This is a genomic window from Marinovum algicola, assembly GCF_900109145.1.
GTDB classification, from domain to species: Bacteria; Pseudomonadota; Alphaproteobacteria; order Rhodobacterales; family Rhodobacteraceae; genus Marinovum; species Marinovum algicola.
On the sequence record NZ_FNYY01000016.1, the window covers coordinates 79,807 to 105,250 of the forward strand.

The 25,444-nt window shown below is 67.7% G+C and carries 25 protein-coding genes; 18 read left to right on the plus strand and 7 right to left on the minus strand.

What is annotated here, in order from left to right; translation table 11 throughout:
• Nucleotides 1–13: 13 nt before the first annotated feature.
• Nucleotides 14–403 (minus strand): mercuric transporter MerT family protein, encoded by a 390-nt coding sequence (locus BMW90_RS18900; RefSeq protein WP_082154703.1) that lies wholly within the window; start codon nt 401–403, stop codon nt 14–16.
• 76 nt (nt 404–479) lie between these two features.
• Here BMW90_RS18900 and BMW90_RS18905 point away from each other — a divergent pair, with 76 nt between their 5' ends.
• The gene (locus tag BMW90_RS18905; protein WP_048535605.1) at nt 480–905 is read left to right on the plus strand and encodes a MerR family transcriptional regulator; all 426 of its coding nucleotides are present in this window, start codon (nt 480–482) and stop codon (nt 903–905) included.
• 160 nt (nt 906–1,065) lie between these two features.
• Here BMW90_RS18905 and BMW90_RS18910 read toward each other — a convergent pair whose 3' ends face one another.
• The 4 genes from BMW90_RS18910 to BMW90_RS18925 are packed head-to-tail and all read right to left on the minus strand — an operon-like array spanning nt 1,066 to nt 3,493.
• Nucleotides 1,066–1,545 carry a DUF6505 family protein gene (locus tag BMW90_RS18910; protein WP_074838020.1) on the minus strand — a complete coding sequence of 160 codons (480 nt, stop codon included), beginning with the start codon at nt 1,543–1,545 and terminating at the stop codon, nt 1,066–1,068.
• Complete coding sequence (locus tag BMW90_RS18915; protein ID WP_074838024.1) at nt 1,542–2,246, minus strand: biotin/lipoate--protein ligase family protein; 705 nt, start codon at nt 2,244–2,246, stop codon at nt 1,542–1,544. The genes BMW90_RS18910 and BMW90_RS18915 overlap by 4 nt, the downstream gene beginning before the upstream one ends.
• Nucleotides 2,243–3,301: an iron-sulfur cluster carrier protein ApbC gene (apbC, locus tag BMW90_RS18920; protein ID WP_048535600.1), complete on the minus strand. Its 1,059-nt coding sequence runs from the start codon at nt 3,299–3,301 to the stop codon at nt 2,243–2,245. The genes BMW90_RS18915 and apbC overlap by 4 nt, the downstream gene beginning before the upstream one ends.
• Nucleotides 3,302–3,493, minus strand: coding sequence for a DUF6494 family protein (locus BMW90_RS18925; protein ID WP_048535599.1), 192 nt, complete (start codon nt 3,491–3,493; stop codon nt 3,302–3,304).
• Nucleotides 3,494–3,542: 49 nt separating this feature from the next.
• On the opposite strand from BMW90_RS18925, the gene BMW90_RS18930 reads away from it, so the two are divergent.
• On the plus strand, nt 3,543–4,283 hold the full coding sequence (locus tag BMW90_RS18930; protein WP_048535598.1) for a hypothetical protein: 741 nt from the start codon (nt 3,543–3,545) through the stop codon (nt 4,281–4,283).
• Here BMW90_RS18930 and BMW90_RS18935 read toward each other — a convergent pair.
• Nucleotides 4,277–6,220 carry a 4Fe-4S binding protein gene (locus BMW90_RS18935; RefSeq protein WP_074838028.1) on the minus strand — a complete coding sequence of 648 codons (1,944 nt, stop codon included), beginning with the start codon at nt 6,218–6,220 and terminating at the stop codon, nt 4,277–4,279. The genes BMW90_RS18930 and BMW90_RS18935 overlap by 7 nt on opposite strands.
• 375 nt (nt 6,221–6,595) lie before the next feature.
• Here BMW90_RS18935 and BMW90_RS18940 point away from each other — a divergent pair, with 375 nt between their 5' ends.
• The 12 genes from BMW90_RS18940 to preA all read left to right on the plus strand — a co-directional run bounded on the left by BMW90_RS18940 (nt 6,596) and on the right by preA (nt 20,135).
• On the plus strand, nt 6,596–7,129 hold the full coding sequence (locus BMW90_RS18940; RefSeq protein ID WP_074838072.1) for a DUF3305 domain-containing protein: 534 nt from the start codon (nt 6,596–6,598) through the stop codon (nt 7,127–7,129).
• Entirely contained in the window at nt 7,126–7,818 is a 693-nt protein-coding gene (locus tag BMW90_RS18945) for a DUF3306 domain-containing protein (RefSeq protein ID WP_074838030.1), read from the plus strand. The genes BMW90_RS18940 and BMW90_RS18945 overlap by 4 nt, the downstream gene beginning before the upstream one ends.
• Nucleotides 7,819–8,418: a TorD/DmsD family molecular chaperone gene (locus BMW90_RS18950; protein WP_048535594.1), complete on the plus strand. Its 600-nt coding sequence runs from the start codon at nt 7,819–7,821 to the stop codon at nt 8,416–8,418. It abuts the gene before it with no gap.
• A 65-nt stretch (nt 8,419–8,483) separates the two neighbouring features.
• Nucleotides 8,484–8,681, plus strand: coding sequence for a hypothetical protein (locus tag BMW90_RS18955; protein WP_048535593.1), 198 nt, complete (start codon nt 8,484–8,486; stop codon nt 8,679–8,681).
• A 145-nt stretch (nt 8,682–8,826) separates the two neighbouring features.
• The gene (locus BMW90_RS18960; RefSeq protein WP_048535592.1) at nt 8,827–11,931 is read left to right on the plus strand and encodes a formate dehydrogenase subunit alpha; all 3,105 of its coding nucleotides are present in this window, start codon (nt 8,827–8,829) and stop codon (nt 11,929–11,931) included.
• Between the two features lie 12 nt (nt 11,932–11,943).
• Entirely contained in the window at nt 11,944–12,537 is a 594-nt protein-coding gene (gene fdh3B / locus BMW90_RS18965) for a formate dehydrogenase FDH3 subunit beta (protein ID WP_048535591.1), read from the plus strand.
• Nucleotides 12,538–12,706: 169 nt separating this feature from the next.
• Nucleotides 12,707–13,936, plus strand: coding sequence for a formate dehydrogenase subunit gamma (locus tag BMW90_RS18970; RefSeq protein WP_074838032.1), 1,230 nt, complete (start codon nt 12,707–12,709; stop codon nt 13,934–13,936).
• Nucleotides 13,937–13,938: 2 nt separating this feature from the next.
• Complete coding sequence (locus tag BMW90_RS18975) at nt 13,939–15,288, plus strand: c-type cytochrome (RefSeq protein WP_074838035.1); 1,350 nt, start codon at nt 13,939–13,941, stop codon at nt 15,286–15,288.
• Nucleotides 15,285–15,410: a hypothetical protein gene (locus BMW90_RS27220; RefSeq protein WP_274563795.1), complete on the plus strand. Its 126-nt coding sequence runs from the start codon at nt 15,285–15,287 to the stop codon at nt 15,408–15,410. The genes BMW90_RS18975 and BMW90_RS27220 overlap by 4 nt, the downstream gene beginning before the upstream one ends.
• 13 nt (nt 15,411–15,423) lie before the next feature.
• Nucleotides 15,424–16,758, plus strand: a complete 1,335-nt coding sequence (locus tag BMW90_RS18980; protein WP_048535586.1) for a sigma-54-dependent transcriptional regulator — start codon at nt 15,424–15,426, stop codon at nt 16,756–16,758.
• A 587-nt stretch (nt 16,759–17,345) separates the two neighbouring features.
• Nucleotides 17,346–18,656: an NAD(P)-dependent oxidoreductase gene (locus BMW90_RS18985; RefSeq protein WP_074838037.1), complete on the plus strand. Its 1,311-nt coding sequence runs from the start codon at nt 17,346–17,348 to the stop codon at nt 18,654–18,656.
• 171 nt (nt 18,657–18,827) lie between these two features.
• Complete coding sequence (gene preA / locus BMW90_RS18990) at nt 18,828–20,135, plus strand: NAD-dependent dihydropyrimidine dehydrogenase subunit PreA (protein WP_074838040.1); 1,308 nt, start codon at nt 18,828–18,830, stop codon at nt 20,133–20,135.
• Between the two features lie 10 nt (nt 20,136–20,145).
• Here the strand turns inward: preA and BMW90_RS18995 are convergent, their stop codons facing one another.
• Nucleotides 20,146–20,799, minus strand: a complete 654-nt coding sequence (locus BMW90_RS18995; protein WP_074838042.1) for a TetR family transcriptional regulator C-terminal domain-containing protein — start codon at nt 20,797–20,799, stop codon at nt 20,146–20,148.
• 148 nt (nt 20,800–20,947) lie between these two features.
• Between BMW90_RS18995 and BMW90_RS19000 the strand changes: the two genes are divergently transcribed.
• From BMW90_RS19000 to BMW90_RS19015, 4 genes are all read left to right on the plus strand, one after another.
• Nucleotides 20,948–22,198: a Zn-dependent hydrolase gene (locus BMW90_RS19000; RefSeq protein WP_074838045.1), complete on the plus strand. Its 1,251-nt coding sequence runs from the start codon at nt 20,948–20,950 to the stop codon at nt 22,196–22,198.
• A gap of 336 nt (nt 22,199–22,534) precedes the next feature.
• Nucleotides 22,535–22,819 carry a GIY-YIG nuclease family protein gene (locus tag BMW90_RS19005; protein WP_074838048.1) on the plus strand — a complete coding sequence of 95 codons (285 nt, stop codon included), beginning with the start codon at nt 22,535–22,537 and terminating at the stop codon, nt 22,817–22,819.
• Between the two features lie 55 nt (nt 22,820–22,874).
• Nucleotides 22,875–24,329, plus strand: a complete 1,455-nt coding sequence (hydA, locus tag BMW90_RS19010) for a dihydropyrimidinase (protein WP_074838050.1) — start codon at nt 22,875–22,877, stop codon at nt 24,327–24,329.
• A gap of 197 nt (nt 24,330–24,526) precedes the next feature.
• Complete coding sequence (locus BMW90_RS19015; protein WP_048535578.1) at nt 24,527–25,324, plus strand: ABC transporter ATP-binding protein; 798 nt, start codon at nt 24,527–24,529, stop codon at nt 25,322–25,324.
• The last annotated feature ends 120 nt before the right edge of the window (nt 25,325–25,444 follow it).

Below are 25,444 nucleotides of genomic sequence, written 5' to 3' on the forward strand. Positions count from 1 at the left end.
GGAACCTCATGGGTCAGAAGGTCAGAAGAAGGGGTGAAAACGCCGGAAAGGCCAGCGCCAGCAGCACGACAGCCAGCGCGCCCCAGAGCAATCCGCGCATTACACTGCGGTCGATCGGTCGGGCGCAGTGGCCGTCCTGGCAGGCGGCGGCAGGCACCGGGCGGTAGGCTTTCCAGAAGCCGAAGGCGAGCGCCGCCGCCGCCAGCGAAAATGTCACCCACTTGTAGGCATAGAGCGCGGTGAGCTGGCCGATGAAGACGCCGGTGACGCCAAGGCTCACCAGCACCAGCGGCAGGATGCAGCAGGAGGTCATGGCCAGCGCCCCCAGTACCGCGGCGCCGGTGGCGGCCCGGCCGGAGCGGTCGGTCTGGTCTGTCTGGGGCAGGGTCGTGTCGTCTGTCATCACGTGATCTCTGTGTTGCCGCGGAATGACAGACAGTGTACGGTCTGTAGCTGCTACAGGATCAAGGGGGATCGCGATGCCGGATCATCACACCGCCGCGAGCGGGCTTAAGCGGTCGGAGCTTGCCCGGCTGACCGGCTGCAACCTCGAGACCATCCGCTATTACGAGACCGTCGGCCTGATGCCCGAGCCGCCGCGCAGCCCGGCCGGCCATCGCCGCTATGGCGCGGTGCATGTGGAGCGGCTGGGGTTCATCATGCGCGCCCGCGAACTGGGTTTCAGCATGGCCGAGATCCGCGGGCTGCTGGCGATGGTCGACCGGGGCAGCCACAGCTGCGCCGAGGTCGAGAAGATGGGCCGGCATCACCTTGCGGCGGTGCGCGCCAAGATCCGGGATTTGCAGAATATCGAGGCGGTCCTGGCGGAAACCATCGCGCAATGCAGCGGCAGCCGGACGCCGGAATGTCCGCTGCTGGAGGTTCTATCCGCTCCGCCACGGTGAGATTGGGGGTGTGGCGGGTTGGCGGGGGGCCCCGGATCAAGTCCGGGGCGGGTTATCTGGCGGGGAGGCTTCGGATCAGGTCCGGGGCGGGCTATCTGGCAGGGAGGCCCCGGATCAAGTCCGGGGCGGGGTTATGTGGGGGATCAGGGTCGGGGCGGGGTCATTCGTCGAGTGAGCCGTGGATTGCGAATTGCTCGAGCCCGGCGGCCTGGGCCTCGATCACCCGGAATGCCTCGCGCACGCCGGCCTCGGTCAGCTCGCGGGCGACGGTGAGCAGGGTGTTGGCGTCGTGATCCTCGCAGAGCGTCGCCATATGGGCGATCTCCTCGGCCGCGACCGGGCGGGCGGCCTCGACCGAGGGGGCGGCGTAATAGGTGACGAAATGCTGCGCCAGCGCCTCGGTCAGCGCCTCGACCTCCTCGGGCTGTGCCTCGATGACGGCGACGAAGGTGACCCGGCCGAAGGTTTCGAGCCCAAGCCAGCCGTTGGCGAAGGCCTGCCGCGCCTTGCCGGTGAGGTCGCCCTCGGACCAGTTGGAAAACTCGAAGCCGCCCGAGACGCACCATTCGCCGGTGCGGGCAGGCGAGGCATAGACGCGGGCGTCGCTTTCGTCGAAATGGATCGCGCGGGCGAGTTTCATGGCGCTTCCTCCAGCAGGGCGGTCAGGGGGATCAGGCGGGTTTCGTCGCCCTGGCGCAAGAGCGCGCCAAAGTCTTCGTCGGCCCCGAGGAAGCTGCCGGACTGGCCGCAGAGCGTGATCTCTTCGCCGATGCCATGCACCAGCCCGCGCCATTCCGCGTGCAGCGCGCGGGGGCCGTCGGCGTCCCAACGGGTGACCCAGTTCAGGGTGTGCCGCGCCCAGGCTTCGAGCAGGGCGGGCGGGGTGACATCGGCGCAGCCTTCGACATAAAGCGCGGTGGTCTCGGGCGTTGCGCCCATCTCGGGCACGCCGGGCAGCAGCGGCAGCTCGAAACCCACCACCAGCCAATCCGGCGTGTCGGCGGGTTCCTGCGTGGCGGCCATCACCCGGAAACCGCCGCAGGAGGCGCCGTTGACGCGAATGCCGCCGTCCCAGTCGAGATGCACGGCAACCTCGGGCGGGGCCAGCGCGCCGAGCGCGTTCTGAAACCCCACCGCGCAGGCCGGCAGCATCGCCATGGCCCGCGACAGCGCCACCTCGGGGGCAAAGACCAGCGCCGCCTGCATCAGCTCGGGCTTGAGCCGATGCGCGATCAGCCCGGCGTCGCAGCCCGTCACCGCCCGCATCACCGCATGGTCGAAGGCCGGCCCGTTGGCCGCCTCGTCCCACATCAGCGGCGGAAAGGTGAGCGTCTCGGTCATGCGACGCCCTCGGCGACCAGCGCATTGGCCACGTCGCGGAAGGCCCGGGCCTGGGCGCTGTCGGGCTGGCTCACGACGATCGGCGCGCCACCGTCGGCGGCCAGCCGGATGTCGATATGCAGCGGCACTTCGGCCAGCAGCGGCACGCCCAGCTTCTGCGCCTCTGCCGCCACGCCGCCGTGGCCGAAAACATGCTCTTCATGGCCGCAGGAGGAACAGATATGGGTGGACATGTTCTCGATCATGCCGAGCAGCGGCACTTTCAATTGGGTGAACATGTCGATCCCCTTGCGGGCATCCAGCAGCGCCACGTCCTGCGGGGTCGAGACGATCAGCGCGCCATCGACCTGGGTTTTCTGCGCCAGGGTCATCTGCACGTCGCCCGTGCCGGGCGGCAGGTCGACGATCAGGCAGTCGAGCGCGCCCCATTGCACCTGGAACAGCATCTGCTGCAAGGCGCCCATCAGCATCGGCCCGCGCCAGACCACCGCCTGATCGTCATTGGTCATCAGCCCCAGCGACATCAGCGTGACGCCGTGGTTCCTGAGCGGCAGGATGGTCTTGCCGTCGGGCGAGGCGGGCCGACCCGAGACCCCCAGCATGCGCGGCTGCGACGGGCCGTAGACGTCGGCGTCCAGAAGCCCGACCTTGCGGCCCTGCTGCGCCAGCGCGCAGGCGAGGTTGGCGGCGACGGTGGATTTGCCCACGCCGCCCTTGCCCGAGGCGATGGCGATGATATGCGCCACGCCGGGCACCCGTTCGGGCCCCTGCGCCTTGGGGGCCTGCGGTTTCAGGTCGGGCGGTGCCTTTTCCTCATGCGCGGTCAGCACGATCGAGACATTCGTGGCGCCGGCGGATTTCAGCACCTGTTCGGCCTGGTCGCGCGCGCGGGTGTAAGCATCGGCGCGCGACGGCGGGATCTCCATGACAAAGCGCACCGCGTCCTGTTCGACATTCAGCGCGCGCACCACGCCCGAGGCCATCAGGTCGCCGCCCGAGACCGGATCGGAGACCTGTTTCAGTGCGGCCAGTACCTTTTCGCGATCCAGCAAGATTTACTCCTGACCCTTGATCTGGCCGGTGACCTCATGGGTCAGGTCCAGTTCTTCGATGGTGACCACGGCCTTGACCGCATAGGTCTTGCCGCGGGTGTCGGCTTCGCGCATGGCCTCCTCGATGGCCTGCTGCGAGGTGACGCCCACCTGTTTCAGGAATTTGCGCATGGACATGTTGAAATCGTCGGACATCTCGTTTCCTTTGTTTGACTGCGCGGCAGGGCTCACCCTAGCATGGGCCATGGCCCGCCGTCTGATGATAATGCTGTTGATCCTCGGCCTGCCCCTCGGGGCCCGCGCCGAGGACCGGCTGTTGCGGCTCTATGCGCCCGAGGCGCTGGCGGCGACCGGCGTGCTCGACTACATCCTGCCGCGGTTCTCGCTCAAGACCCAGGTCAAGGTGCAGCGGGTCGCGGACCCGGAGGCGGCCGACATGGTGCTGGGCGACGCGGGCCGGGCGCTCTTCGAAGGCGCGGGGCAGGTCTGGCACATGGCGCTGGCGACCGACGACGCGGATGCCGCCCGTTTCGCCGACTGGCTGACCAGCGATGTGGGGCAGCGCACGGCGCTGGCGTATGCGCCGGACGGGGTGGCGCTTTTTTCCGAGGCCAGCAAGGCCGAGGCCGAACCCGTCGAGGTCAGCTTTGACGGCGACGCCAGGCTCGGCCATGAGGTGTCGCGCGCCAAGTGCCGGCGCTGCCATGCGGTAGACGAGGCCAGCCGGATGAGCACCATCGGCTCCACGCCGTCCTTCGGCATTCTGCGCAGCCTGCCCGACTGGAACGAGCGGTTCGCCGCCTTCTACCTGCTCAACCCCCATCCGGCCTTCATGATCATCGACGGCGTGACCGAACCGTTCAGCGACCAGCGCCCGCCGCCCATCGTGCCGATCGAGATGAGCCTCGACGAGGTCGAGGCCTTGCTCGCCTATGTCTCGGCGATGCAGGCCAAAGATCTGGGGGCGCCGATCCAGCATCAGTGATCGCGCCGCTTCGACAGGTAATCGTCGGTGGTGCGGACCCTGGGGCGCTCGCCGCCGCTGAACGGGTTGTCGGTGCTGTGGAACTGCGCCTGCACCCGGCAATCGTCGCACATCTGGATCATCCGCAGCTTGTCGCCGGTGAACATGGCGTGGCCCTCCAGCTTGGCCATGATCCGCTCGACCGAGGATTTCACCCCGAAGAGCGCGCCGCATTCGATACAGGCAAAGGGCTCTTCCTCGTTCAGCACGCGCTGCGACAGCGCCGCCTCGGTCAGATCGAGACGCGGCACGTAGGTAATCGCATCCTCGGGGCAGACATTGGCGCAGAGGCCGCATTGCAGGCAGGCGTCCTCCTGAAAGCGCAACTGCGGCAGGTCGGGGTTGTCGCCCAAAGCGCCCGAGGGGCAGAGCGAGACGCAGGACAGGCAGAGCGTGCAGGCCTCGGTATCGACCAGCACGGCACCGTAGGGCGCGCCTTCGGGCAGCGGCAGGGTTTCGGTGCCGGGGTTGAGCGCGCGGGCGGATTGGCGCGCGATCTGGCGGCGGGTGCCGATGGGGCGGACCGGAGTGGCCAGCGGCGCCGGCGGCGTGGCGTCAAAGAGCGCGTCGGACAGGGCGTCGGGGTCGGTGGTGTCGAGCACCGCCACCGTTTCGCCGGCCATGGCGCGGGCCAGTTCCACCTGCGCCTCCATGGCGGGGCGCTCGGTCTTGGGGCCGGGCAGCAGGGTGACATCGGCGAAACCGGCGGCCAGCGCGGCCAGCGCCTCGGCATGGCCGAAGGCGTTGAGCTCGGGCAGTTCCAGCGGGATGACGGTGGCGGGCAACCCGCGGCCATGGCGGGCCGCGAGGCGGATCATCTCGGCGCCGTGGCCGTCGTGGACCAGCAAGCGCGGGGTGGCGCCGCCGGCCTCGCGGTAGGCCGTGGCCAAGGTCTGGACGCGGGCCATGATGAGATCGACGGGGGGCGCGTCATAGCTGATCGCGCCGGAGGGGCAGGCGGCGGAACAGGCGCCGCAGCCGGCACAGATCATCGGATCGACGGTGACGAATTCCCCGGTGGGCGAGATCGCGCCGGTAGGGCAGAGATCGAGACAGCGGGTGCAGCCGGTCTGCTCGGCGCGGGAATGAGCGCAGAGCAGCGGCTCGGTGCGCACATGCAGCAGCTTTTCGAAGGTGCCGACAAGGTGCGAGGCGGCCATCACGGCAGCGGCGACCGAGGGCGGATGCGCGGGATCGGCGCGCAGGTAGCCTTCGCGTTTCTCATGCGCCGGGAACAGCGGCGGTGCGCCGCGCAGGTCGAGCAGGATGTCGCATTCGCTCTGGCCGCCGTCGCGCGGCGCGGTAAAGCCCAGCGGGCCGCGCCCGGTGGGGTCGATCATGCGCAGCGCGTCGATGGTGACCGAGAACTGGCCAAGCGCGCCGCTGGCCTTGCGCAGCCGGCCGGCGATGACGTCGAAATCGGGCCGGTCGGCCAGATCGGTCGCATCGTCGAGCAGCACGGTCACGCTCAGGTGCGGCGCAAGCTGCGCCGCGGCTTCGAGCGCCACCTCGGCCGGGCCGAGGACCAGGCAGAGCCCCTCGGAGACCACGTCGAGGCTGCGGTCGGACCGCGCGGGCAGCAGGGCCTCGGCCAGAAGGGCGGACATTTTGGGCAGCTTCGGGGCCGGATCTGCGCTCCAACCGGCGCGGTCGCGCAGATCGAGCAGGGCGGGGGCCTCGACCCCCAGCTCCTCGGCCAAAGCGCTAAATGTCCGGCCCTCCTGGGTGCAGCAGAAAATCGCATCTCCGGATGTCAAGGCCTCTGCGGCGCGGTCGATCTGGCCCTGGCACAGCGCCTGACAGGGGGCGGCGACGTCCAGGCCGGCGCGCTCGGCGAGGGCCTGCGAATCGATTTGCATCGATCCCTGACAATCGCATGTTATCAAGGTCTTGGGCATGATTTTCTCCTCCGGAGCCGCGCCCTCTCCCCACCTCTTTCGAGGCCCGGCGCGGCATCACGCTAATCGCGTTCGCCCCGGGACCACAACCGGTTTTCTGCCGCTCCGGGCCGGTGCCCCCAGTGCTGCGCGGCAGCATCCGGGGCAGTTGATTCGCCGCAGCTGCGCGATCGGCTAATCAGACAAAAATCATCAGGTTGGACAAATCGACCGAGGCCGCCAAATCCCCCCGGTCGGGCCGGTCAAATTGTCCGGCGCACCGGGAATTTCCGCCGCGATCGCAGAAAGCGCTTGGCGGCCGTGGCAGGCGCATTTCAAGCTGACGGCAGGGAGAGACAAGTCAAAGTGATCCACAATCCGAAGATGTACCGCACGCTGCCGGTCGGCGTGGTCCTGCGCAAGACGCCCGGCGCCACGCGTTGGGCGGCCTGGCACTGGACGGCGAGCGCCGTGCTGCCGGGCGCGGGGCCGGCGGATTGGCGGGTGATGCGCCAGGAAGACGGGGCGGTGGAATATCACGCCGCGACCATGACGCTCGAATTGCACGGCGCCGAGACCGAGGCCTATCTGCACGGCATCAGCGCGCGGGTGCCCAGCCTCTATGTGGTGATGCGCGAAGCGGCGGGCGATCCGCCGCTCGAGGTGGTGCTGGTGACGGCCTCGCCCTACGAGGCGCAGGATTACACCGACAGCGGTGAAGAGATCGTCGAGAAGGTGCCGATGCCGCATGGGCTGGTGGCCTGGGTGCGGGAGTTCGTCGAGGATTTCCACCAGGACGAGGTGTTCGTGAAGCGGCGCCGCGACCGGACGCGCGTCGATCTGGTGCAGGACGGGGTGGGCGATCCGCGGATCGGCAAGCCGGCGGATATCTATGCCTCGCCGGCCCTGAAGCGGAGGCGGCTGTCATGAGCGCCTGGCTGAAACGCCGTGCCGCGGTGGCGGCCGAGGCCCGGGCCGAGGCAGAGGCGCACGAGGCCTCCTTGCGCCAGGCCGAGGCGCAGGCGCTGGAGGCGCGGCCGGATGCCGAGCTTTTGGCCGAGGCCGGGCTGAAGGAGCCCGAGGCGCTGGTCAGTGCCGAGGAGATCCGGGCGTTCCTCAAACATGCGCTGCCCGACCGGCTGAAGCGGCGGGCCCTGCGGCGGCTCTGGGGGCTGAACCCGGTTCTGGCCAATGTCGACGGGCTGGTCGATTACGGCGAGGATTTCACCGACACGGCAATGTGCGTCGAGAACATGCAGTCGCTCTATACGGTCGGCAAGGGGATGCTCGAGCAGTTCCGGGGGCTGGAGGATGCCGATGAGGCCACGGAGGTCGCGCTGAACCAGGCGACCGCGGTTGATGCCGAGGCTCTCGCGTCCCGGACCTGCTCCGGGACTTCTGTCTCTGACGATGAGACCGAGACAAACACCGAGGCCCCCCCGGATCGGGTCCGGGGCGGGCAGGATCAGCTCCGGGGCGAGTTGGCCGAGGCCGGCGATGCGGTCCCGGAACGGGTCCGGGACGGCAGCGCGCTGGCGGGTCTGCCGGCGGACGCGGAGGATCCCGCCCCCCTCGCACCGCGCCACCGCCGCATGCGTTTCACTTTCGAAAGGGTTTGAATGACCACTGCCACCGCACCCAGCATTGCCGAAGAGGACCGCCTGCGCGCGGATCTCTATAATTTCCTCGGGGTGATCCTCTCCGGCCCGCCGGACGAGATGCTGCTGGCGCAGACCGCCGGGCTGACCGGCGATGACAGCGCGCTGGGCCAGGCGATCACCACCCTGGCCAAGCTGGCCAAGGTGACCAAGCCGCAGGCGGCCGAGAGCGAATACAACAAGCTGTTCATCGGTCTGGGGCGCGGCGAGCTGCTGCCTTATGCCTCTTATTACCTGACCGGCTTTCTCAACGAAAAGCCGCTGGCGCTGCTGCGGCAGGACATGGCCAAGCTCGGGCTGGAGCGGGCCGACACCGTGTTTGAACCCGAGGACAATATCGCCAGCCTGATGGAGATGATGGGCGCGATCATTGCCGGGCGGTTCCGCGATCCGGCGGATCTGGGCGCGCAGAAGGACTTCTTTGCCAGGCATATCGGCCCCTGGGCCGGGCATTTTTTTGCCGATCTCGAAGGCGCCCGGAACAGCGTCTTTTACGCGCCGGTGGGCCGCATCGGCCAGGTGTTCATGAGCGTCGAGACGGAGGCCTTCCGTCTTGGCTGAACCGGTGCCTGCGGGCGCCACAACGAGCGGCGGGCGACCGTCGGAACCAGAAGGGGAGAGACGTCATGGCTGACGACAGTGCCAAGGACCGGGGCGCAAGCCGCCGCGATTTCCTGAAACTGGCCGGGACCACGGCGCCGATTGCGGCGGTCGCGGTGGCGGCCAGCGGGACGGAGGCGGAGGCCTCGGAACCCGACCTGACTTCCGAGAGGATGCAGGACACGGCCCATACCCGGGCCTACTTCGCCAGCGCGAAGTTCTGAAGACAACGCGGCCCGGAGCCAACCGGACCGAAGACAGGCCAAGAGCGACTGGTTGCGTGACGCCCGACTGCCCGGAGGCCAACAACAGTACCAAGCGCGCGGCTGGAGCAAGGGCTCGCAGGCTGCCTGCAAGGGAGGAAACGACATGTTGAGGAAAAAGACCAACGGGGTTGCGCGACGCCCCCAGCGGGGCTCGATCCTGTCAGACGTGGCCAAGGCTTCGGTGGACCGCCGCGCGTTCCTGCGCGGATCGGGTCTGGCGATCGGCGGAATGGCCGCGATTGCCGCGACCGGCGGCACGGTGAAACCGGCTTCGGCCCAGACCGCGCCGCGGGGCAGCGTCGAAATTCGCAAATCGGTCTGCACCCATTGCTCGGTCGGCTGCACCGTGATGGCCGAGGTTAGCGACGGCGTCTGGATCGGGCAGGAGCCCGGCTGGGACAGCCCGTTCAACCTGGGCGCCCATTGCGCCAAGGGCGCGAGCGTGCGCGAACACGCCCACGGCGAGCGCCGGCTCAAGTACCCGATGAAGAAAGAGGGCGGCGAGTGGAAGCGGATTTCCTGGGAACAGGCGATCGACGAGATCGGCGACCAGATGATGACGATCCGCGAGGAAAGCGGGCCGGATTCGGTCTATTGGCTGGGCTCGGCCAAGCATTCCAATGAACAGGCCTATCTGTTCCGCAAGTTCGCGGCCTATTGGGGCAGCAACAACGTCGATCACCAGGCCCGGATCTGCCATTCGACGACCGTTGCGGGTGTGGCCAACACATGGGGCTACGGCGCCATGACCAACAGCTACAACGACATTCACAACAGCCGCGCGATCTTCATCATCGGCGGCAACCCGGCCGAGGCGCATCCCGTCTCGCTGCTGCACGTGCTGCGCGCCAAGGAGCAGAACAACGCGCCGCTGATCGTCTGCGATCCGCGCTTCACCCGCACCGCGGCCCATGCCGATGAATACGTGCGGTTCCGGCCCGGTTCGGACGTGGCGCTGATCTGGGGCATTCTCTGGCACATCTTCGAGAACGGCTGGGAGGACAAGGAGTTCATCCGCACCCGGGTCTGGGGGATGGATCAGATCCGCGCCGAGGTGGCCAATTGGACGCCGGAAGAGGTGGAACGGGTCACCGGCACGCCGGGCAGCCAGCTGCGCCGCGTGGCGATGACGCTGGCCAACAACCGCCCCGGCACCGTGATCTGGTGCATGGGCGGCACCCAGCACACCAATGGCAACAACAACACCCGCGCCTATTGCATCCTGCAACTGGCGCTTGGCAACATGGGCACCACCGGCGGCGGCACCAACATCTTCCGCGGCCATGACAACGTGCAGGGCGCGACCGATCTGGGCGTGCTGTCGCACACATTGCCGGGGTACTACGGGCTGTCGAACGGCGCCTGGGCCCATTGGGCGCGCGTCTGGGAGGAAGACCCGGAATGGCTCGCCGCGCAGTTTGCCAAGGTCACCGACAAGGACGGCAAGGAGAAATCGCTTCAGACCCTCACCGGCATCCCGGTGTCGCGCTGGATCGATGGCGTGCTGGAAGACCCCGAGAACATGGACAACCCCGACAAGGTGCGGGCCATGGTGCTCTGGGGCCATGCGCCCAACTCGCAGACCCGCATGACCGAGATGAAAAAGGCGATGGAGATGCTCGACACCCTGGTGGTGATCGACCCCTATCCCACGGTCTCGGCGGTGCTGCACGACCGCACCGATGGCGTCTATCTGCTGCCGGCGGCGACGCAGTTCGAAACCCGCGGTTCGGTCACCGCTTCCAACCGCTCGCTGCAATGGCGCGAACGGGTGGTGGCGCCGCTGTTCGAGAGCAAGCCGGACCAGGAGATCATCGGCCTGTTTGCCAGGAAGTTCGGCTTTCACGACCGCATGTTCCGCAATATCGCGCTCGAGGAGGACGGCATCACGCCCGACGCCGAGGACACCCTTCGCGAGATCAACCGGGGCATGTGGACGATCGGTTATACCGGCCAGTCGCCGGAACGGCTGAAGCTGCACATGGACAACCAGCACACCTTTGACCGCACCACGTTGCAGGCCATCGGCGGCCCGGCGGACGGCGATTACTACGGCCTGCCCTGGCCAAGCTGGGGCAATCCCGAGCTGAACCATCCCGGCACGCCCAATCTCTATGACATGTCGAAGCCGGTGGCCGAAGGCGGGCTGTGTTTCCGGGCCCGGTTCGGCGTCGAGCGGGATGGCGACAATCTGCTGGCCGAAGGCGTGTCGAACCCCGGGGCGGAGCTTCAGGACGGCTATCCCGAGTTCACCTATCAGATGCTGGTGGATCTGGGCTGGGATGGCGATCTGACCGAGGCGGAAAAGCGCACCATGGGCCGGATTGCCGGGGTCGAGGGGCTGAACGACTCGGCGGTCGGCAATCAGGACGACGGCGAGGAAGCGGCCAATGCGACACCGGAGGCCGATCAGAGCGACACGGTGCAGCAGACCGCAGAAGGCCAGAACCTGGCCCAGCCGAACGGCACCCAGGGCGCGGCCGAGGAGGTCGGCGAGCAGGCGATGTCGCCCTTCCCCTCGGATTTCAACGAGAAGGTCAGCACGATCAACTGGAAGACCGACCTGTCGGGCGGCATCCAGCGGGTCGCGATCAAGCATGGCTGCGCGCCCTTTGGCAATGCCAAGGCCCGTGCCGTTGTCTGGACCTTCCCGGATCCGATCCCGCTGCACCGCGAGCCGCTTTATACCAACCGGCGCGATCTGGTGGCGGATTATCCGACCTACGAGGACCGCAAGTTCTACCGGTTGCCGACGATGTACGCCTCGATCCAGAAGCAGGACTTCAGCAAGGATTACCCGATGATCCTGACGTCCGGCCGGCTGGTCGAATATGAAGGCGGCGGCGACGAGACCCGGTCGAACCCCTGGCTGGCCGAGTTGCAGCAGGACATGTTTGTCGAGATCAACCCGCGCGACGCCAACAACCTGGGTGTGCGGGACGGCAGCCAGGTCTGGGTCGAAGGGCCGGAGGGCGGCAGGGTCAAGGTCATGGCGATGGTGACGCCGCGGGTGGGCGAGGGCGTGGCCTTCATGCCCTTCCACTTCGGCGGGCACTACCAGGGCGAGGACCAGAGGTCGAAATACCCCGACGGGGCCGACCCCTATGTCCTGGGGGAATCGACCAACGTGGCCCAGACCTATGGCTATGACAGCGTGACCCAGATGCAGGAGACGAAAGCGACTCTCTGCAAGATCATGCCAGCGTAAGGAGAAAGAGATATGGCTAGAGCGAAGTTTCTCTGTGACGCCGAGCGCTGCATCGAATGCAACGCCTGCGTCACGGCCTGCAAGAACGAACATGAGGTGCCCTGGGGGATCAACCGAAGGCGCGTCGTGACCATCCAGGACGGGTCGCCCGGCGAGCGGTCGATCTCGGTGGCCTGCATGCATTGTTCGGATGCGCCCTGCATGGCGGTGTGCCCGGTCGACTGCTTCTACCAGAACGAGGAGGGCATCGTCCTGCACTCCAAGGATCTGTGCATCGGCTGCGGCTATTGCTTCTACGCGTGCCCCTTCGGCGCGCCGCAATATCCGCAGGCGGGCAACTTCGGATCGCGCGGCAAGATGGACAAATGCACCTTCTGCGCCGGCGGCCCCGAGGAAAACCACAGCCAGGCCGAGTTCTCGAAGTACGGGCGCAACCGGATCGCCGAGGGCAAGCTGCCGCTCTGCGCCGAGATGTGTTCGACCAAGGCGCTTCTGGCGGGCGACGGCGACGTGGTGTCGGCGATCTACCGCGAGCGTGTAGTGGCCCGCGGCTTCGGCTCCGGTGCCTGGGGCTGGGGCACGGCCTACGAACAGAAGGGCGGCTGATCAGGGGCACCCGACACCCGACCGCGCGCGCGCCGAAGGTGGGGTGAGACCCCACCCGACGCCTGCGGCGGGCGGGGCCGGATCGGCCCGCCGCCCTGACATATTCCACTGGCGCGGCGGCTCTCGGGTCGCCGCGTTTGCGCCTCCGAATTGATCGCGGGAGACCTCCATGCTGCGCCATCTGATGGCCGTACTCTGCCTTGTCCTGTTCACCGCCCCGCTGGCGGCGCAGGAGGCCCAAACCGAATTCGAAGCCCGCCCGCCGGTCGAGAGCACGGCCCCGCCGGTGGACCGCACCGCCACCGGCGGCGCGCAGACGCTGGAGGACATCCTGCGGCGCCAGCGCGGGCTGCCGGTCGACGACAGCTTTCGCCGGGGCAACGATCTGGACGAACCCGCAGCGGTGCCGCAGCTCGGCCCGCTGGGCGGCGCCTCGGACAGCGATTTCTGGCGTGCGCTGCGCTATAACGAGGCCAATGTGAACGTCAGCACCGCGCATCCGGCCGGCGGTGTGCTGGTGCAGGACAATGGCATGTGGTGGCTCGAGTTGCGCGAGGGGCCGCTGCGCATCTATGGCGGCTGGCTGCTGCTTGGCACGATCGGCCTGCTGGCGGTGTTCTTTCTGCTGCGCGGCACCGTGCGGATCGAAGGCGGCAAGGCCGGCCGCACCGTCACCCGCTTCAAGGCGATCGAGCGCTTTGCCCATTGGATGATGGCGGGCTCGTTCCTCCTGCTGGCCTTCACTGGGCTGTTCACGCTGTTCGGCCGCAAGTATTTCATCGGCTGGTTCGGGCTGGAGTTCAACTCGCAGTTGCTGATCGCCTCGAAGTTCATCCACAACAACGTTGCCTGGGCCTTCATGCTGGGGCTCCTCATGGTCTTCGTGATGTGGGTCTGGCACAATCTGCCGGACCGCACCGATCTGACCTGGTTTCGCTATGGCGGCGGCATCATCGGCAAGAAGCACCCGCCGGCCAAGAAGTTCAACGCCGGGCAGAAGATCGTCTTCTGGTCGGTGATCCTGTTCGGCGCCTCGGTGTCGGTCTCGGGGCTGTCGCTGCTCTTTCCCTTCGAGCTGCCGCTGTTCGACGCGACCTTCCGGCACCTGAACGACTGGGGGGTCTACGACTGGGTCGGGTTGCAACCCTTCCCGACCGCGCTGTCGCCGCAGGAAGAGATGCAATATGCCCAGCTCTGGCATGCGATCGTCGGGTTCGTGCTGATGGCGGTGATCATCGGCCATATCTATATCGGCACGCTGGGCATGGAAGGCGCCTATGACGCTATGGGCTCGGGCCAGGTCGACGAGAATTGGGCCGAGCAGCACCATTCGCTCTGGCTCGACAAGGTGAAAGAGCGCGAGGCCGGACCCGAGACCCCGGCGCAGCCGGCGGAATAGCCATGCGGGCGGCGCTTGCAGGGCTGGCACTGGTGTGCGGGGCGGCGGTGTCGGCCGCCGAGTTCACCACGCTCAAGGGCCACGGCGGGCCGGTGATGGCGCTGGCGGTGTCGCCGGACGGCCGCGTGGCCAGCGCCAGTTTCGACAATTCGGTCGGGCTGTGGCGCGGCCGGGTGCCGCAATGGCTCGAAGGACATGCGGCGGCGGTGACGGCGCTGGCCTGGGGGCCGGGAGGTCTGCTGGCCTCGGGCGGGGACGATTTCGCGGTGCGGCTCTGGCAGGTGGAGGTGGAGCCCGAAGCGGCGGGCCAGGAGGCCCCGGATCAGGTCCGGGGCGGGCCGCGCCAGACCGGGGGCGCCGGTGCGCGGGAGCTCGGGCGGCATCGCGGCAAGGTGGCGGCGCTGGCCTTTGCGCCCTCGGGCGGCTGGCTGGCCAGCGGCAGCTGGGACGGCAGCGTGCGGATCTGGCCCCTGGAGGGCGGTGCGGCGCGCGAGCTGGCCCCGCCCGGGGCGCCGGTGAACGCGCTGGCCTGTCTCAGCGACACGGTGCTGCTGGCCGGGACGGCGGGCGGCGAGATCCTGCGTTATGATCTGGCGACCGGCGCGGCGCTGCCGCTGGTGAAACATGGCTTCGGGGTCAACACGCTGGTGGCGGGCGACGGCTGGATCGCCTATGGCGCGGTGGATGGCGGCACGCGGATCGTCGACATGGCGGGCGCGGAGATCGCCGATTTCACCCTCGACCGCCGGCCGATCCTCGCCATGGCCTGGCACGCGGAGACCGCGCAGCTCGCGGTGGGGGACGGGCAGGGCTATATCATGATCGTCGACACCGACAGATGGCAGATCGCCCGCGATTTCCGCGCCACCCGCGCGGGCCCGGTCTGGGCGCTGGATTTCGGCCCCGAGGGCGCGATGCTCTATGCCGGCGGCATCGACGACGTTGGCTATGGCTGGCCGGTGGCCAGCCTCGATGCCTTTGCGCCGGGGATCTCCGGCGAAAGATCGTTCCTGCGCGATGCCGCGACCATGCCCAACGGCGAACGCCAGTTCATGCGCAAATGTTCGATCTGCCACGCGCTGGAACCGGGGCCGTCGCGCAAGGCGGGGCCGAGCCTGTTTGGCGTTTTTGGCCGGCGCGCCGGGGTTTTGCCAGGCTACAGCTATTCCGCTACGCTGGACGGGGCGGAGATTGTCTGGAACGAAGAGACCATCGACGCGCTGTTCGATCAGGGCCCGGACCATTACATTCCCGGCTCGAAGATGCCGATGCAGGTGATCGCCGGGGCGCAGGACCGCGCCGATCTGATCGCCTTTCTGAAAACCGCCACCACGAAGGAAGCCAAGGAATGAAAGCCATGTTCGCCGGATTTGCCGCCATCGTCCTGATCGGCGTCGCGGCCTATTACGGGCTCCATGAACTCGGGTTCTCGGCGCAGGAGGCCTATTCCGGCCCGAATGTCCGGGTCCAGTGAGCGGCGCGCGGCGATGACCCCTTCGGACGAGTTTGGCGGCACGCTCTCGGGTGCGCAGGTTCTGGTGATCGACGACGAGCCGGGGATGCGCAATTTCCTCGTCAAGATCCTCGAGCCGCGCGTCAAGCGGGTCTCCGGTGCCGGGTCACCGGCCGAGGCGACGCGGGCGCTGGACGAGCATCATTTCGATCTGGTGATCCTCGACAATATCATGCCGGGGGGCACCGGGCTCGACTGGGTGACCGAACAGCGCCGGCGCGGCTTCTTTGCCGATACCATCCTGATCACCGCCTATGCCGATCTCGAGACCGCGATTGCCGCGCTCCGGGCCGGGGTGTCGGATTTCGTGCTGAAACCCTTTCGCGCCAATCAGATCCTCGGCGCCATGGCGCGCACGCTCGACCGCAAGAACCTGCGGCGCGACAACCTTCTGCTGCGCCGCGAGCTGCATGCCGGGGCGGGGGCGGGCAAGCTTCTGGGGGCCTCGCCGGCGCTGGCCGAGGTGCGCGGGTTGCTCGACCGGCTGGCGCCCCTGCCGACGCCGGTGCTCTTTACCGGCGAGAGCGGCACCGGCAAGGAGCTGGCGGCGCGGCAGTTGCACGGGCTGTCGGATCGGGCGGAAAAGCCGTTCGTGGCGGTCAATTGCGCCGCCATCGCGGTGGACCGGATCGTGCCCGAGCTGTTCGGCACGGTCGAGGGCGACGGGCGGTTGAAACCCGGGCTGCTGCTGCTGGCCGATGGCGGAACGCTGTTTCTCGACGAGGTGGCGCAGATGCCCGAGACCTTGCAGGCGGCGTTGCTGCGGGTGCTGGAGGATCAGAAGATCCGGCCCGACGGGGCAGAGCGCGAGATTCCGCTGAACCTGCGGTTTCTCTTTGCCACCAACGCCGATCTGGCCTCGGCGGTGGCGGCCGGGCGGTTTCGCGCCGACCTGTATCACCGGGTCAACGTGATGCGGATCGAGATGCCGCCACTGCGCGAGCGCTCCGAGGATATCGTCGAGCTGGCGGCGCTTTTCATGCGCCAGTTCGCCACCACGCTGGGCATGCCGGGGCTGGCGCTCGACGAGGAGACGCTGCTCAAGCTCCGGCGCTACGATTGGCCCGGCAATGTGCGCGAGTTGAAGAACCTGATCGAGCGGTCGGTGATCCTCGGCGGGTTCCCGGATGAGTTCGCGGGCCATGGCGCGGTGACCGGGGCGCAGGCCATCGAGAACCTCGATCTGGTGGTGCAGCGGCATGTGCTGCATGTGCTCGATCTCTGCGACGGCAATCGCGCCGAGGCCGCGCGGCGGCTCGGCGTGTCGCGCAAGACCATCGATCGCAAGGTGACCGCCTGGGCGGAGTGAACCGGCGGGCGGCGGCGCGGCAGCGCGGGCCAAGGCCCCCGTCCCGGACCTGCTCCGGGTCAACTTGATTTACGGAAATGGTGGTTTGCGCGCCGAGGGAGGCGGCTGGTTGTCACAAGTCGGCATGCGGTCCTGAGGCGCGAGGCCCCGGCGCGGGGGCCGGGGCGGGGGGCTCGAAAGGGCGGGTCAGGATACCCGTCCCGGGCTTGTCCCGGGACCTCCCGGCCTGCGGAAGCGGCGGCCCTGGGGGGCGCGAAGGTGGCGGCGATTCGAGAATCGGCCAGGGGGCCGGACGCGCGAGGCCCCGGCGCGGGGGCCGGGGCGGGGGGCTCGAAAGGGCGGGGCAGGATACCCGTCCCGGGCTTGCCCCGGGACCTCCCGGCCTGCGGAAGCGGTGCCCCGGGGGGCGCGAAGGTGACGGCGTTTCGGGGATCGGCAAGTGGGCCGGATGCTCGAGGCCCCGGCGCGAGGGCCGGGGCGGATGCGTCCGCTGGCCCCGTTTGCAGGAATTTTGCGCATTTCAATTTTTTACCGTTTGATAAAATTTTGATCTGTGGCAGGCTGTCAAAAAAGAACAGGGAGACGACATGACCCACCCATTGACCCCAGGTGTGGCCGCAGGGCGGCTCACGACCGAGGAGATAGAGGCGAACTTCGCGGACCTGCATCCGCCGCTCGATCAACACGAAGCCCATGTGGCGGCGGACCGCTGCTACTTCTGTCACGATGCGCCCTGCATCACCGCCTGCCCCACCGACATCGACATTCCGCTGTTCATCCGGCAGATCTCCACCGGCCAGCCCGAGGCGGCGGCGCGGACGATTCTGGAACAGAACATCCTTGGCGGCATGTGCGCCCGGGTCTGCCCGACCGAGACGCTTTGTGAACAGGCCTGCGTGCGCGAGATGGCCGAGGGCAAGCCGGTCGAGATCGGGCGGCTGCAACGCTTTGCCACCGATGCGATGATGACGCGGCAGGGCCATCCCTTTGTCCGTGCCGCTGCGACCGGGAAACATGTGGCGGTGGTCGGCGCCGGGCCGGCGGGGCTGGCCTGTGCCCACCGGCTGGCGATGAAGGGCCACAAGGTCACCATCTACGAGGCCAAGGAAAAGCCCGGCGGGCTCAACGAATACGGCCTTGCCGCCTACAAGACGACCGATGATTTCGCTGCGCGCGAGGTGGACTGGCTGCTGGGAATCGGCGGCATCGAGATCGCCTATGGCCGGATGCTGGGCGGGGATCTGTCGCTCGACGCGCTGCGCGAGGGCCATGACGCGGTGTTCCTCGGGATCGGGCTTGGCGCGGTGAATGCGCTGGAGATGCCCGGTGACGCGGAGGCGGCGAATGCGGTGGATTTCATCGCGGCGCTGCGCCAGGCCGGCGATCTGCGCGCGCTGCCGGTGGGGCGCAACGTGGTGGTGATCGGCGGCGGCATGACGGCGGTCGATGCCGCGGTGCAGGCGCGGCTGCTGGGCGCCGAGAACGTGACGCTGGCCTATCGCCGCGACCGCGACCGGATGGGGGCCTCGAAATTCGAGCAGGACCTGGCGGCCTCGAAAGGCGTGCGGATCATCAGCAATGTGATGCCGGTGGCGCTGGAAGATGGTACCATGGTGCTGGAATACACCGCCGACGTGGACGGCCGGCTGCAAGGCACCGGCGAGCGCATCGAGCTGCCCGCCGACCAGGTGTTGCGCGCCATCGGGCAGATGCTGGTGCCGCTGGGCGATCTCGGGCTGGAGCGCGGCAAGATCGCCGTGGCTGGTGCCGGGCGCAGCGGCATCGCGGGTGTCTGGGCCGGCGGCGATTGCACGCCGGGTGAAGACCTGACGGTGGTGGCCGTGGCCGAGGGGCGCGACGCCGCCGAGGACATCCACGCCGCGCTGATGCAGGCATGACCCCGCCCCGGACCGCGTTCCGGGGCCTGTCCCGGACTTTGATCCGGGGCCTGTCCCGGAGAGTGATCCGGGGCGTTCGTTTCAAGCGCCGCCCAGGAGGCCCCGGATCGGGGTCCGGGGCGCGGAGAGCAAGATCCGCGGCGCTGCACCAAGATTTCGGAGACCTGACCCATGGCTGACCTGACCACCAATTTCCTCGGAATATCCTCACCCAACCCGTTCTGGCTGGCCTCGGCGCCGCCGACCGACAAGGAATACAACGTCCGCCGCGCCTTCGAGGCCGGCTGGGGCGGCGTCGTCTGGAAGACGCTCGGCGAAGAGGGCCTGCCGGTCGTCAATGTCAACGGCCCCCGCTATGGCGCGATCTACGGCGCCGACCGGCGGCTGCTGGGGCTCAACAACATCGAGCTGATCACCGACCGGCCGCTCGAGGTCAACCTCGAGGAAATGGCGCGGGTCAAGGCGGATTATCCCGACCGGGCGCTCATTGCCTCGATCATGGTGCCCTGCGAAGAGGCGGCCTGGAAGGCGATCCTGCCGCGGGTGGCCGAGACCGGCGCCGACGGCATCGAGCTGAATTTCGGCTGTCCGCACGGCATGTCGGAACGCGGCATGGGCTCGGCCGTGGGCCAGGTGCCGGAATACATCGAGATGGTGACCCGCTGGTGCAAGCAGAACTATGACCGGCCCGTCATCGTCAAGCTGACCCCCAACATCACCGACATCCGCAAGCCGGCGACGGCGGCCAGGAACGGCGGCGCCGATGCGGTGAGCCTGATCAACACGATCAATTCGATCACCTCGATCGATCTCGACAATTTCGCGCCGGAGCCGACGATCGACGGCAAGGGCAGCCATGGCGGCTATTGCGGCCCGGCGGTCAAGCCGATCGCCCTGTCGATGGTTTCGGAGATTGCCCGCAACCCCGAGACCCGGGGCCTGCCGATCTCGGGCATCGGCGGGGTGACCACCTGGCGCGATGCGGCCGAATTCATCGCGCTCGGCGCCGGCAACGTCCAGGTCTGCACCGCCGCCATGACCTATGGCTTCAAGATCGTCGAAGAGATGAAACGCGGCCTCAGCGAATGGATGGACGAAAAGGGCTTTGCCCGGGTCGAGGATTTTGTCGGCATGGCGGTGCCCAATGTCACCGACTGGCAATACCTGAATCTCAACTATGTCACCAAGGCGCGGATCGATCAGGAGGCCTGTATCAAATGCGGCCGCTGTTATGCCGCCTGCGAGGACACCTCGCACCAGGCCATCGCGATGACACCCGACCGCACCTTCGAGGTGATCGACGCGGAATGTGTCGCCTGCAACCTCTGCGTCGATGTCTGCCCGGTCGAGAACTGCATCTCGATGGAGCGGCTGGCCGCCGGCGCCGTCGATCCGCGCACCGGCCGCGTGGTGCAGGAGGACTATGCCAACTGGACCACCCATCCCAACAACCCGATGGCACCGCAGGCGGCAGAGTGACGCCGCTGCTTCACCCTGGTGTCAGCAGGCGGCGGAACAGCGTCTCCAGATGCGCCTCCGCCGCCTCGAAGGGGTTGTCCTGGCCCAGCACCGCCGTGACCTGCACCTGGAAATCGGCGTAATGCTGGGTCAGCGCCCAGATCGAGAAGATCAGATGCACCGGATCGACCGGCGCCAGCCGGCCGGCGGCGCACCAGCCGCGAATCGTCTCGGCCGTCTCGTCGACCAGCGCGCGCAGGTCGGTTTCGAGGATCGGCAGGATGCGCGGCGCGCCTTGCAGGATCTCGTTGGCGAACAGCCGGCTTTCGCGCGGGTAGTCGCGGGCCAGCTCGAGCTTGCGCTTCACATAGGCCAGGATTTCCTCGAGCGGGTCGCCGCTGGCATCCAGCGCGCGCAGCGGGTCGAGCCAGGCGGTCAGCAGCGCCTGCAACAAATCCTGGTGCATCGCCTCCTTGGAGGGAAAATAATACAGCAGGTTGGGCTTGGAGAGGCCGGATTCGCCGGCGATCTGATCGAGGGTCGCGCCGCGAAAGCCGTATTGCGAAAAGACCTGCAAGGCGGCCTGAAGGATGCGCTCGCGGTTGCGAAGCTGAATCCGGGTGCGCGATTTGCCGTTCGCCGTGCGGCGGGCCGCGCCTTGCGCGATTGCCGAAGTCTCCGTCATGCCGTGGAATTCCTGCCCAAAAATAAACCAATTGCCTGCCACAGCCGAGAGTGCCTTGACTGACTTCTCACCCGTGGTAGCGTTCTTTTGACCGATTGGTCAAATTCAATGAGAGCCCGAAGGGCCTTTATCACCGACAGGGGGTGACATGACCGAACCGACAGCCAACATGACCGTCGATGGCGACCGTCTTTGGGACAGTCTCATGGAGATGGCCAGGATCGGCCCTGGCGTGGCCGGCGGCAACAACCGCCAGACCGTGACCGACGAGGACGGCGAGGGCCGGGCGCTGTTTCAGCGCTGGTGCGAGGCGGCGGGCTGTTCGATGGGGCTGGATCAGATGGGCAACATGTTCGCCCGGCGCGAAGGCAGCGACCCCGAGGCGCTGCCGGTCTATGTGGGCAGCCATCTCGACACCCAGCCCACCGGCGGCAAATATGACGGCGTGCTGGGGGTGCTGGGCGGGCTGGAGATCCTGCGCACGCTGAACGATCTGGACATCCGGACCAGGCACCCGATCGTGGTCACCAACTGGACCAACGAGGAGGGCACGCGTTTTGCCCCCGCCATGCTGGCGTCCGGCGTCTTTGCCGGGGTTCACGCCCAGGACTGGGCGTATGACCGCGAGGATCACGACGGCAAAAAATTCGGTGACGAACTGGCGCGGATCGGCTGGAAGGGCGAGGAAGAGGTGGGCGCCCGCAAGATGCACGCCTTCTTTGAGCTGCATATCGAGCAGGGGCCGATCCTCGAGGCCGAGGGCAAGGACATCGGCGTCGTCACCCACGGCCAGGGCCTGAGCTGGACCCAGGTGACGGTGACCGGCAAGGAGAGCCACACCGGCTCGACGCCGATGCCGATGCGCAAGAACGCCGGGCTCGGCATGGCGCGCATCCTCGACAAGGTCGACGAGATCGCTTGGTCGCACAAGCCCGATGCGGTGGGCGCGGCGGGCCATATCGAGGTCTTTCCCAATTCGCGCAACGTGATCCCCGGCAAGGCGGTGTTCACTGTCGATTTCCGCTCGCCCGAGCTTGCGGTGATCGAGGACATGGAAGCGCGGCTCCGCAAGGAGGCGCAGGCGATCTGCGACGAGATGGGGCTCGAGGTCGCCTTCGAAAAGGTCGGCGGCTTCGATCCGGTGACCTTTGACGAAGGCTGCGTGACGGCGGTGCGCGCGGCGGCCGAGCGGCTGGGCTATTCGCATCGCGACATCATCTCCGGCGCGGGGCATGACGCCTGCTGGATCAACCGGGTGGCGCCGACGGCGATGGTGATGTGCCCCTGCGTCGACGGGCTGTCGCACAACGAGGCCGAGGAGATCTCGAAGGCGTGGGCCAAGGCCGGGGCCGATGTCCTGCTGCATGCGGTGGTGGAAACGGCGAGGATCGAGGGGTGAGGTTTCACGTCTCTCCCGTCCCGGACTTGATCCGGGACCTCGTGGCTGACCGCGAGGCCCCGGCGCGATGGCCGGGGCGCGGCTCGCGAACGGAGGCGTGTTTGCCCCGGCGCGTGTCATCCACACCGCCCGTCCCGGACTTGATCCGGGACCTCATGGCGGAGGGCGAGGCCCCGGCGCGGGGGCCGGGGCGGGGTCGGCGAACGGAGGCGTGTTTGCCCTGGCGCATGTCACCCACACCGCCCGTCCCGGACCTGATCCGGGACCTCGTGGCTGACCGCCAAGCCCCGCCCCGGGATTCACGTGGCGTTAACCCGGCGCTGCCCACCATCGGGCATGGGGCATTTCGTCTACATCCTGGCGTCGCGGCCGGGCGGCGCGATCTACATCGGCCGCAGCCGCAACCTGCGCGCCCGGATCGCGGCGCATCGCGCCGGGCTCTCGCGGCACACGGAGCGCTACAACATCCGCACCCTGGTCTGGTTCGAGGCGCATGCGGATTTCGAGACATCGCTCTTGCGCGAACGCCGTCTCAAACGCTGGCGGCGCGCGTGGAAAGACGCGCTGATCATGGAACACAACCCGCAGTGGCGGGACATCACACATCTCGTTCCCGAGTAGCCGCCGGTGAGATCCCGGCGCATGGCCGGGACGGGCGACCGGAGGAGACACACACATGAGCAAAGTCATCAAGAACGGCACCATCGTCACCCACGACCGGACCTACAAGGCCGATGTGCTGGTCGAAAACGGCGTTATCGCCGAGATCGGCCCCGACCTGAAAGGCGACGAAACCCTCGACGCCAGCGGCTGTTATGTCATGCCCGGCGGCATCGACCCGCACACCCACCTGGAAATGCCTTTCATGGGCACCTATTCCACCGATGATTTCGACAGCGGCACCCGTGCCGCGCTGGCCGGCGGCACCACGATGGTGGTGGATTTCGCCCTGCCCAGCCCCGGCCAGGGCCTGCTCGACGCGCTCAAGATGTGGGACAACAAATCCACCCGGGCGCATTGCGATTACAGCTTCCACATGGCCGTCACCTGGTGGAGCGAACAGGTGTTCAACGAGATGGAGACCGTGGTCAAGGAGCGCGGCATCAACACCTTCAAGCACTTCATGGCCTACAAGGGCGCGCTGATGGTGCAGGATGACGAGATGTACGCCAGCTTCCAGCGGATCGGCGAGCTGGGCGGCATTGCCATGGTCCATGCCGAGAACGGCGATGTGGTGGCCGATCTTCAGCAGAAGCTGCTGGCCGAGGGCAACACCGGGCCGGAGGCACATGCCTATTCCCGCCCGCCGCAGGTCGAAGGCGAGGCCGCCAACCGCGCCATCATGATCGCCGACATGGCCGGCGTGCCGCTCTATATCGTCCATGTCTCCTGTGAAGAGGCGCATGAGGCCATCCGCCGCGCCCGCCAGCAGGGCAAGCGGGTCTGGGGCGAGCCGCTGATCCAGCATCTGACGCTGGATGACAGCGAATACATGAACAAGGATTGGGACCACGCCGCCCGCCGCGTCATGTCGCCGCCGTTCCGCAACCAGAAGCACCAGGACAGCCTCTGGGCCGGATTGCAAGCCGGCTCGCTCTCGGTCGTGGCGACGGACCATTGCGCCTTTACCACCGAGCAGAAACGCTATGGCGTCGGCGATTTCACCAAGATCCCCAATGGCACCGGCGGGCTCGAGGACCGGATGCCGATGCTCTGGACCCATGGTGTCGAGACCGGCCGGCTGACGCCCGAGGAATTTGTCGCCGTGACCTCGACCAATGTCGCCAAGGTGCTGAACTGCTACCCGCGGAAAGGCGCGATCCTGCCCGGGGCGGATGCCGATATCGTGGTCTGGGATCCGGAAAAGACCAAGACCATTCACGCCGACACACAGGTTTCGGCGATCGATTACAACGTCTTCGAGGGCAAGGAGGTCAAGGGCCTGCCGCGCTTTACCCTGACGCGCGGCCATGTGGCGGTGCATGACGGCGAGCTGCGCAGCCAGGAGGGCCATGGCGAATTTGTCAAACGCACGCCCAATACCGCCACCAACAAGGCGCTGTCGAGGTGGAAGGAGCTGACCGCGCCGCGTCCGGTGGAACGCTCGGGCATTCCGGCGAGCGGGGTCTGACGACCGGTGGCGCGCCCCCGGTGCAGCAGCGGCACCGCCGCCGCGTGTTCCGCCGGCGGCCGGCGTCTGGCTAGGCGGGCCGCGTGCCGGCCCGGCGACATGCGGCTTGCCTTCTGTGACAGCCGTGGCAAGGATCAAGAGGAGACACCCAACCCGTGAGCATTCCCGCCCCCCAGGCCGACCCCAAGGTGATATCCATGGACAGACCGGCCAAGGCAGCCGCAGAGATCGTGATCCGCGCCGACCATCTCGACCTGACCTTCGAGACCAATGACGGCCCGGTTCATGCGCTGCGCGACATCACGCTCGACATCCCGAAAGGCGCCTTTGTCAGTTTCATCGGCCCCTCGGGCTGTGGCAAGACCACCTTTCTGCGCTGTATCGCGGCGCTGGAGCAGCCGACCGGCGGCAGCCTGACGGTCAACGGCATGACCCCCGATGCGGCCCGCCGGGCGCGGGCCTATGGCTATGTGTTTCAGGCGGCGGGGCTCTATCCCTGGCGCAGCATCGGCCGCAATATCGCCCTGCCGCTGGAGATCATGGGGTTTTCCCGGGCGGAACAGAAAGAGCGCATCGCCCGGGTGCTCGATCTGGTCGATCTCGGCGGTTTCGAGAAGAAATTCCCCTGGCAGCTCTCGGGCGGCATGCAGCAGCGGGCGTCGATTGCCCGGGCGCTGGCCTTCGATGCCGATCTGCTGTTGATGGACGAGCCTTTCGGCGCGCTCGACGAGATCGTGCGCGACCGGCTCAATGAAGAGGTGCTGCGGCTCTGGGCGCGGACCCAGAAGACCATCGGCTTCGTCACCCATTCGATCCCCGAGGCGGTCTATCTCTCGACCCATATCGTGGTGATGTCGCCGCGGCCCGGGCGGATCACCGACGTGATCGAGAGCCCGCTGCCGGCCGAGCGCCCGCTCGACATCCGCGACACGCCCGAGTTCATCGAAATCGCGCACCGCGTGCGCGAGGGCCTGCGCGCGGGGTACGAGGAATGAGCGCGCCGGCCTTTCCCGTCCCGGGCCTGACCCGGAACCTCGCGGCCAGAGGCGAGGCCCCGGCGCGGCGGCCGGGGCGTGTGGTGCTTGAGACATCCGTCCCGGGCTTGCCCCGGGACC

Coding starts and splice junctions, on each gene's coding strand:
- BMW90_RS18900 (WP_082154703.1), bottom strand. CDS start 403: ATGACAGACGACACGACCCTGCCCCAGACAGACCAGACCGACCGCTCC.
- BMW90_RS18905 (WP_048535605.1), top strand. CDS start 480: ATGCCGGATCATCACACCGCCGCGAGCGGGCTTAAGCGGTCGGAGCTT.
- BMW90_RS18910 (WP_074838020.1), bottom strand. CDS start 1,545: ATGAAACTCGCCCGCGCGATCCATTTCGACGAAAGCGACGCCCGCGTC.
- BMW90_RS18915 (WP_074838024.1), bottom strand. CDS start 2,246: ATGACCGAGACGCTCACCTTTCCGCCGCTGATGTGGGACGAGGCGGCC.
- BMW90_RS18925 (WP_048535599.1), bottom strand. CDS start 3,493: ATGTCCGACGATTTCAACATGTCCATGCGCAAATTCCTGAAACAGGTG.
- BMW90_RS18930 (WP_048535598.1), top strand. CDS start 3,543: ATGGCCCGCCGTCTGATGATAATGCTGTTGATCCTCGGCCTGCCCCTC.
- BMW90_RS18935 (WP_074838028.1), bottom strand. CDS start 6,220: ATGCCCAAGACCTTGATAACATGCGATTGTCAGGGATCGATGCAAATC.
- BMW90_RS18945 (WP_074838030.1), top strand. CDS start 7,126: ATGAGCGCCTGGCTGAAACGCCGTGCCGCGGTGGCGGCCGAGGCCCGG.
- BMW90_RS18950 (WP_048535594.1), top strand. CDS start 7,819: ATGACCACTGCCACCGCACCCAGCATTGCCGAAGAGGACCGCCTGCGC.
- BMW90_RS18955 (WP_048535593.1), top strand. CDS start 8,484: ATGGCTGACGACAGTGCCAAGGACCGGGGCGCAAGCCGCCGCGATTTC.
- BMW90_RS18960 (WP_048535592.1), top strand. CDS start 8,827: ATGTTGAGGAAAAAGACCAACGGGGTTGCGCGACGCCCCCAGCGGGGC.
- fdh3B (WP_048535591.1), top strand. CDS start 11,944: ATGGCTAGAGCGAAGTTTCTCTGTGACGCCGAGCGCTGCATCGAATGC.
- BMW90_RS18970 (WP_074838032.1), top strand. CDS start 12,707: ATGCTGCGCCATCTGATGGCCGTACTCTGCCTTGTCCTGTTCACCGCC.
- BMW90_RS18975 (WP_074838035.1), top strand. CDS start 13,939: ATGCGGGCGGCGCTTGCAGGGCTGGCACTGGTGTGCGGGGCGGCGGTG.
- BMW90_RS27220 (WP_274563795.1), top strand. CDS start 15,285: ATGAAAGCCATGTTCGCCGGATTTGCCGCCATCGTCCTGATCGGCGTC.
- BMW90_RS18980 (WP_048535586.1), top strand. CDS start 15,424: ATGACCCCTTCGGACGAGTTTGGCGGCACGCTCTCGGGTGCGCAGGTT.
- BMW90_RS18985 (WP_074838037.1), top strand. CDS start 17,346: ATGACCCACCCATTGACCCCAGGTGTGGCCGCAGGGCGGCTCACGACC.
- preA (WP_074838040.1), top strand. CDS start 18,828: ATGGCTGACCTGACCACCAATTTCCTCGGAATATCCTCACCCAACCCG.
- BMW90_RS18995 (WP_074838042.1), bottom strand. CDS start 20,799: ATGACGGAGACTTCGGCAATCGCGCAAGGCGCGGCCCGCCGCACGGCG.
- BMW90_RS19000 (WP_074838045.1), top strand. CDS start 20,948: ATGACCGAACCGACAGCCAACATGACCGTCGATGGCGACCGTCTTTGG.
- BMW90_RS19005 (WP_074838048.1), top strand. CDS start 22,535: ATGGGGCATTTCGTCTACATCCTGGCGTCGCGGCCGGGCGGCGCGATC.
- hydA (WP_074838050.1), top strand. CDS start 22,875: ATGAGCAAAGTCATCAAGAACGGCACCATCGTCACCCACGACCGGACC.
- BMW90_RS19015 (WP_048535578.1), top strand. CDS start 24,527: ATGGACAGACCGGCCAAGGCAGCCGCAGAGATCGTGATCCGCGCCGAC.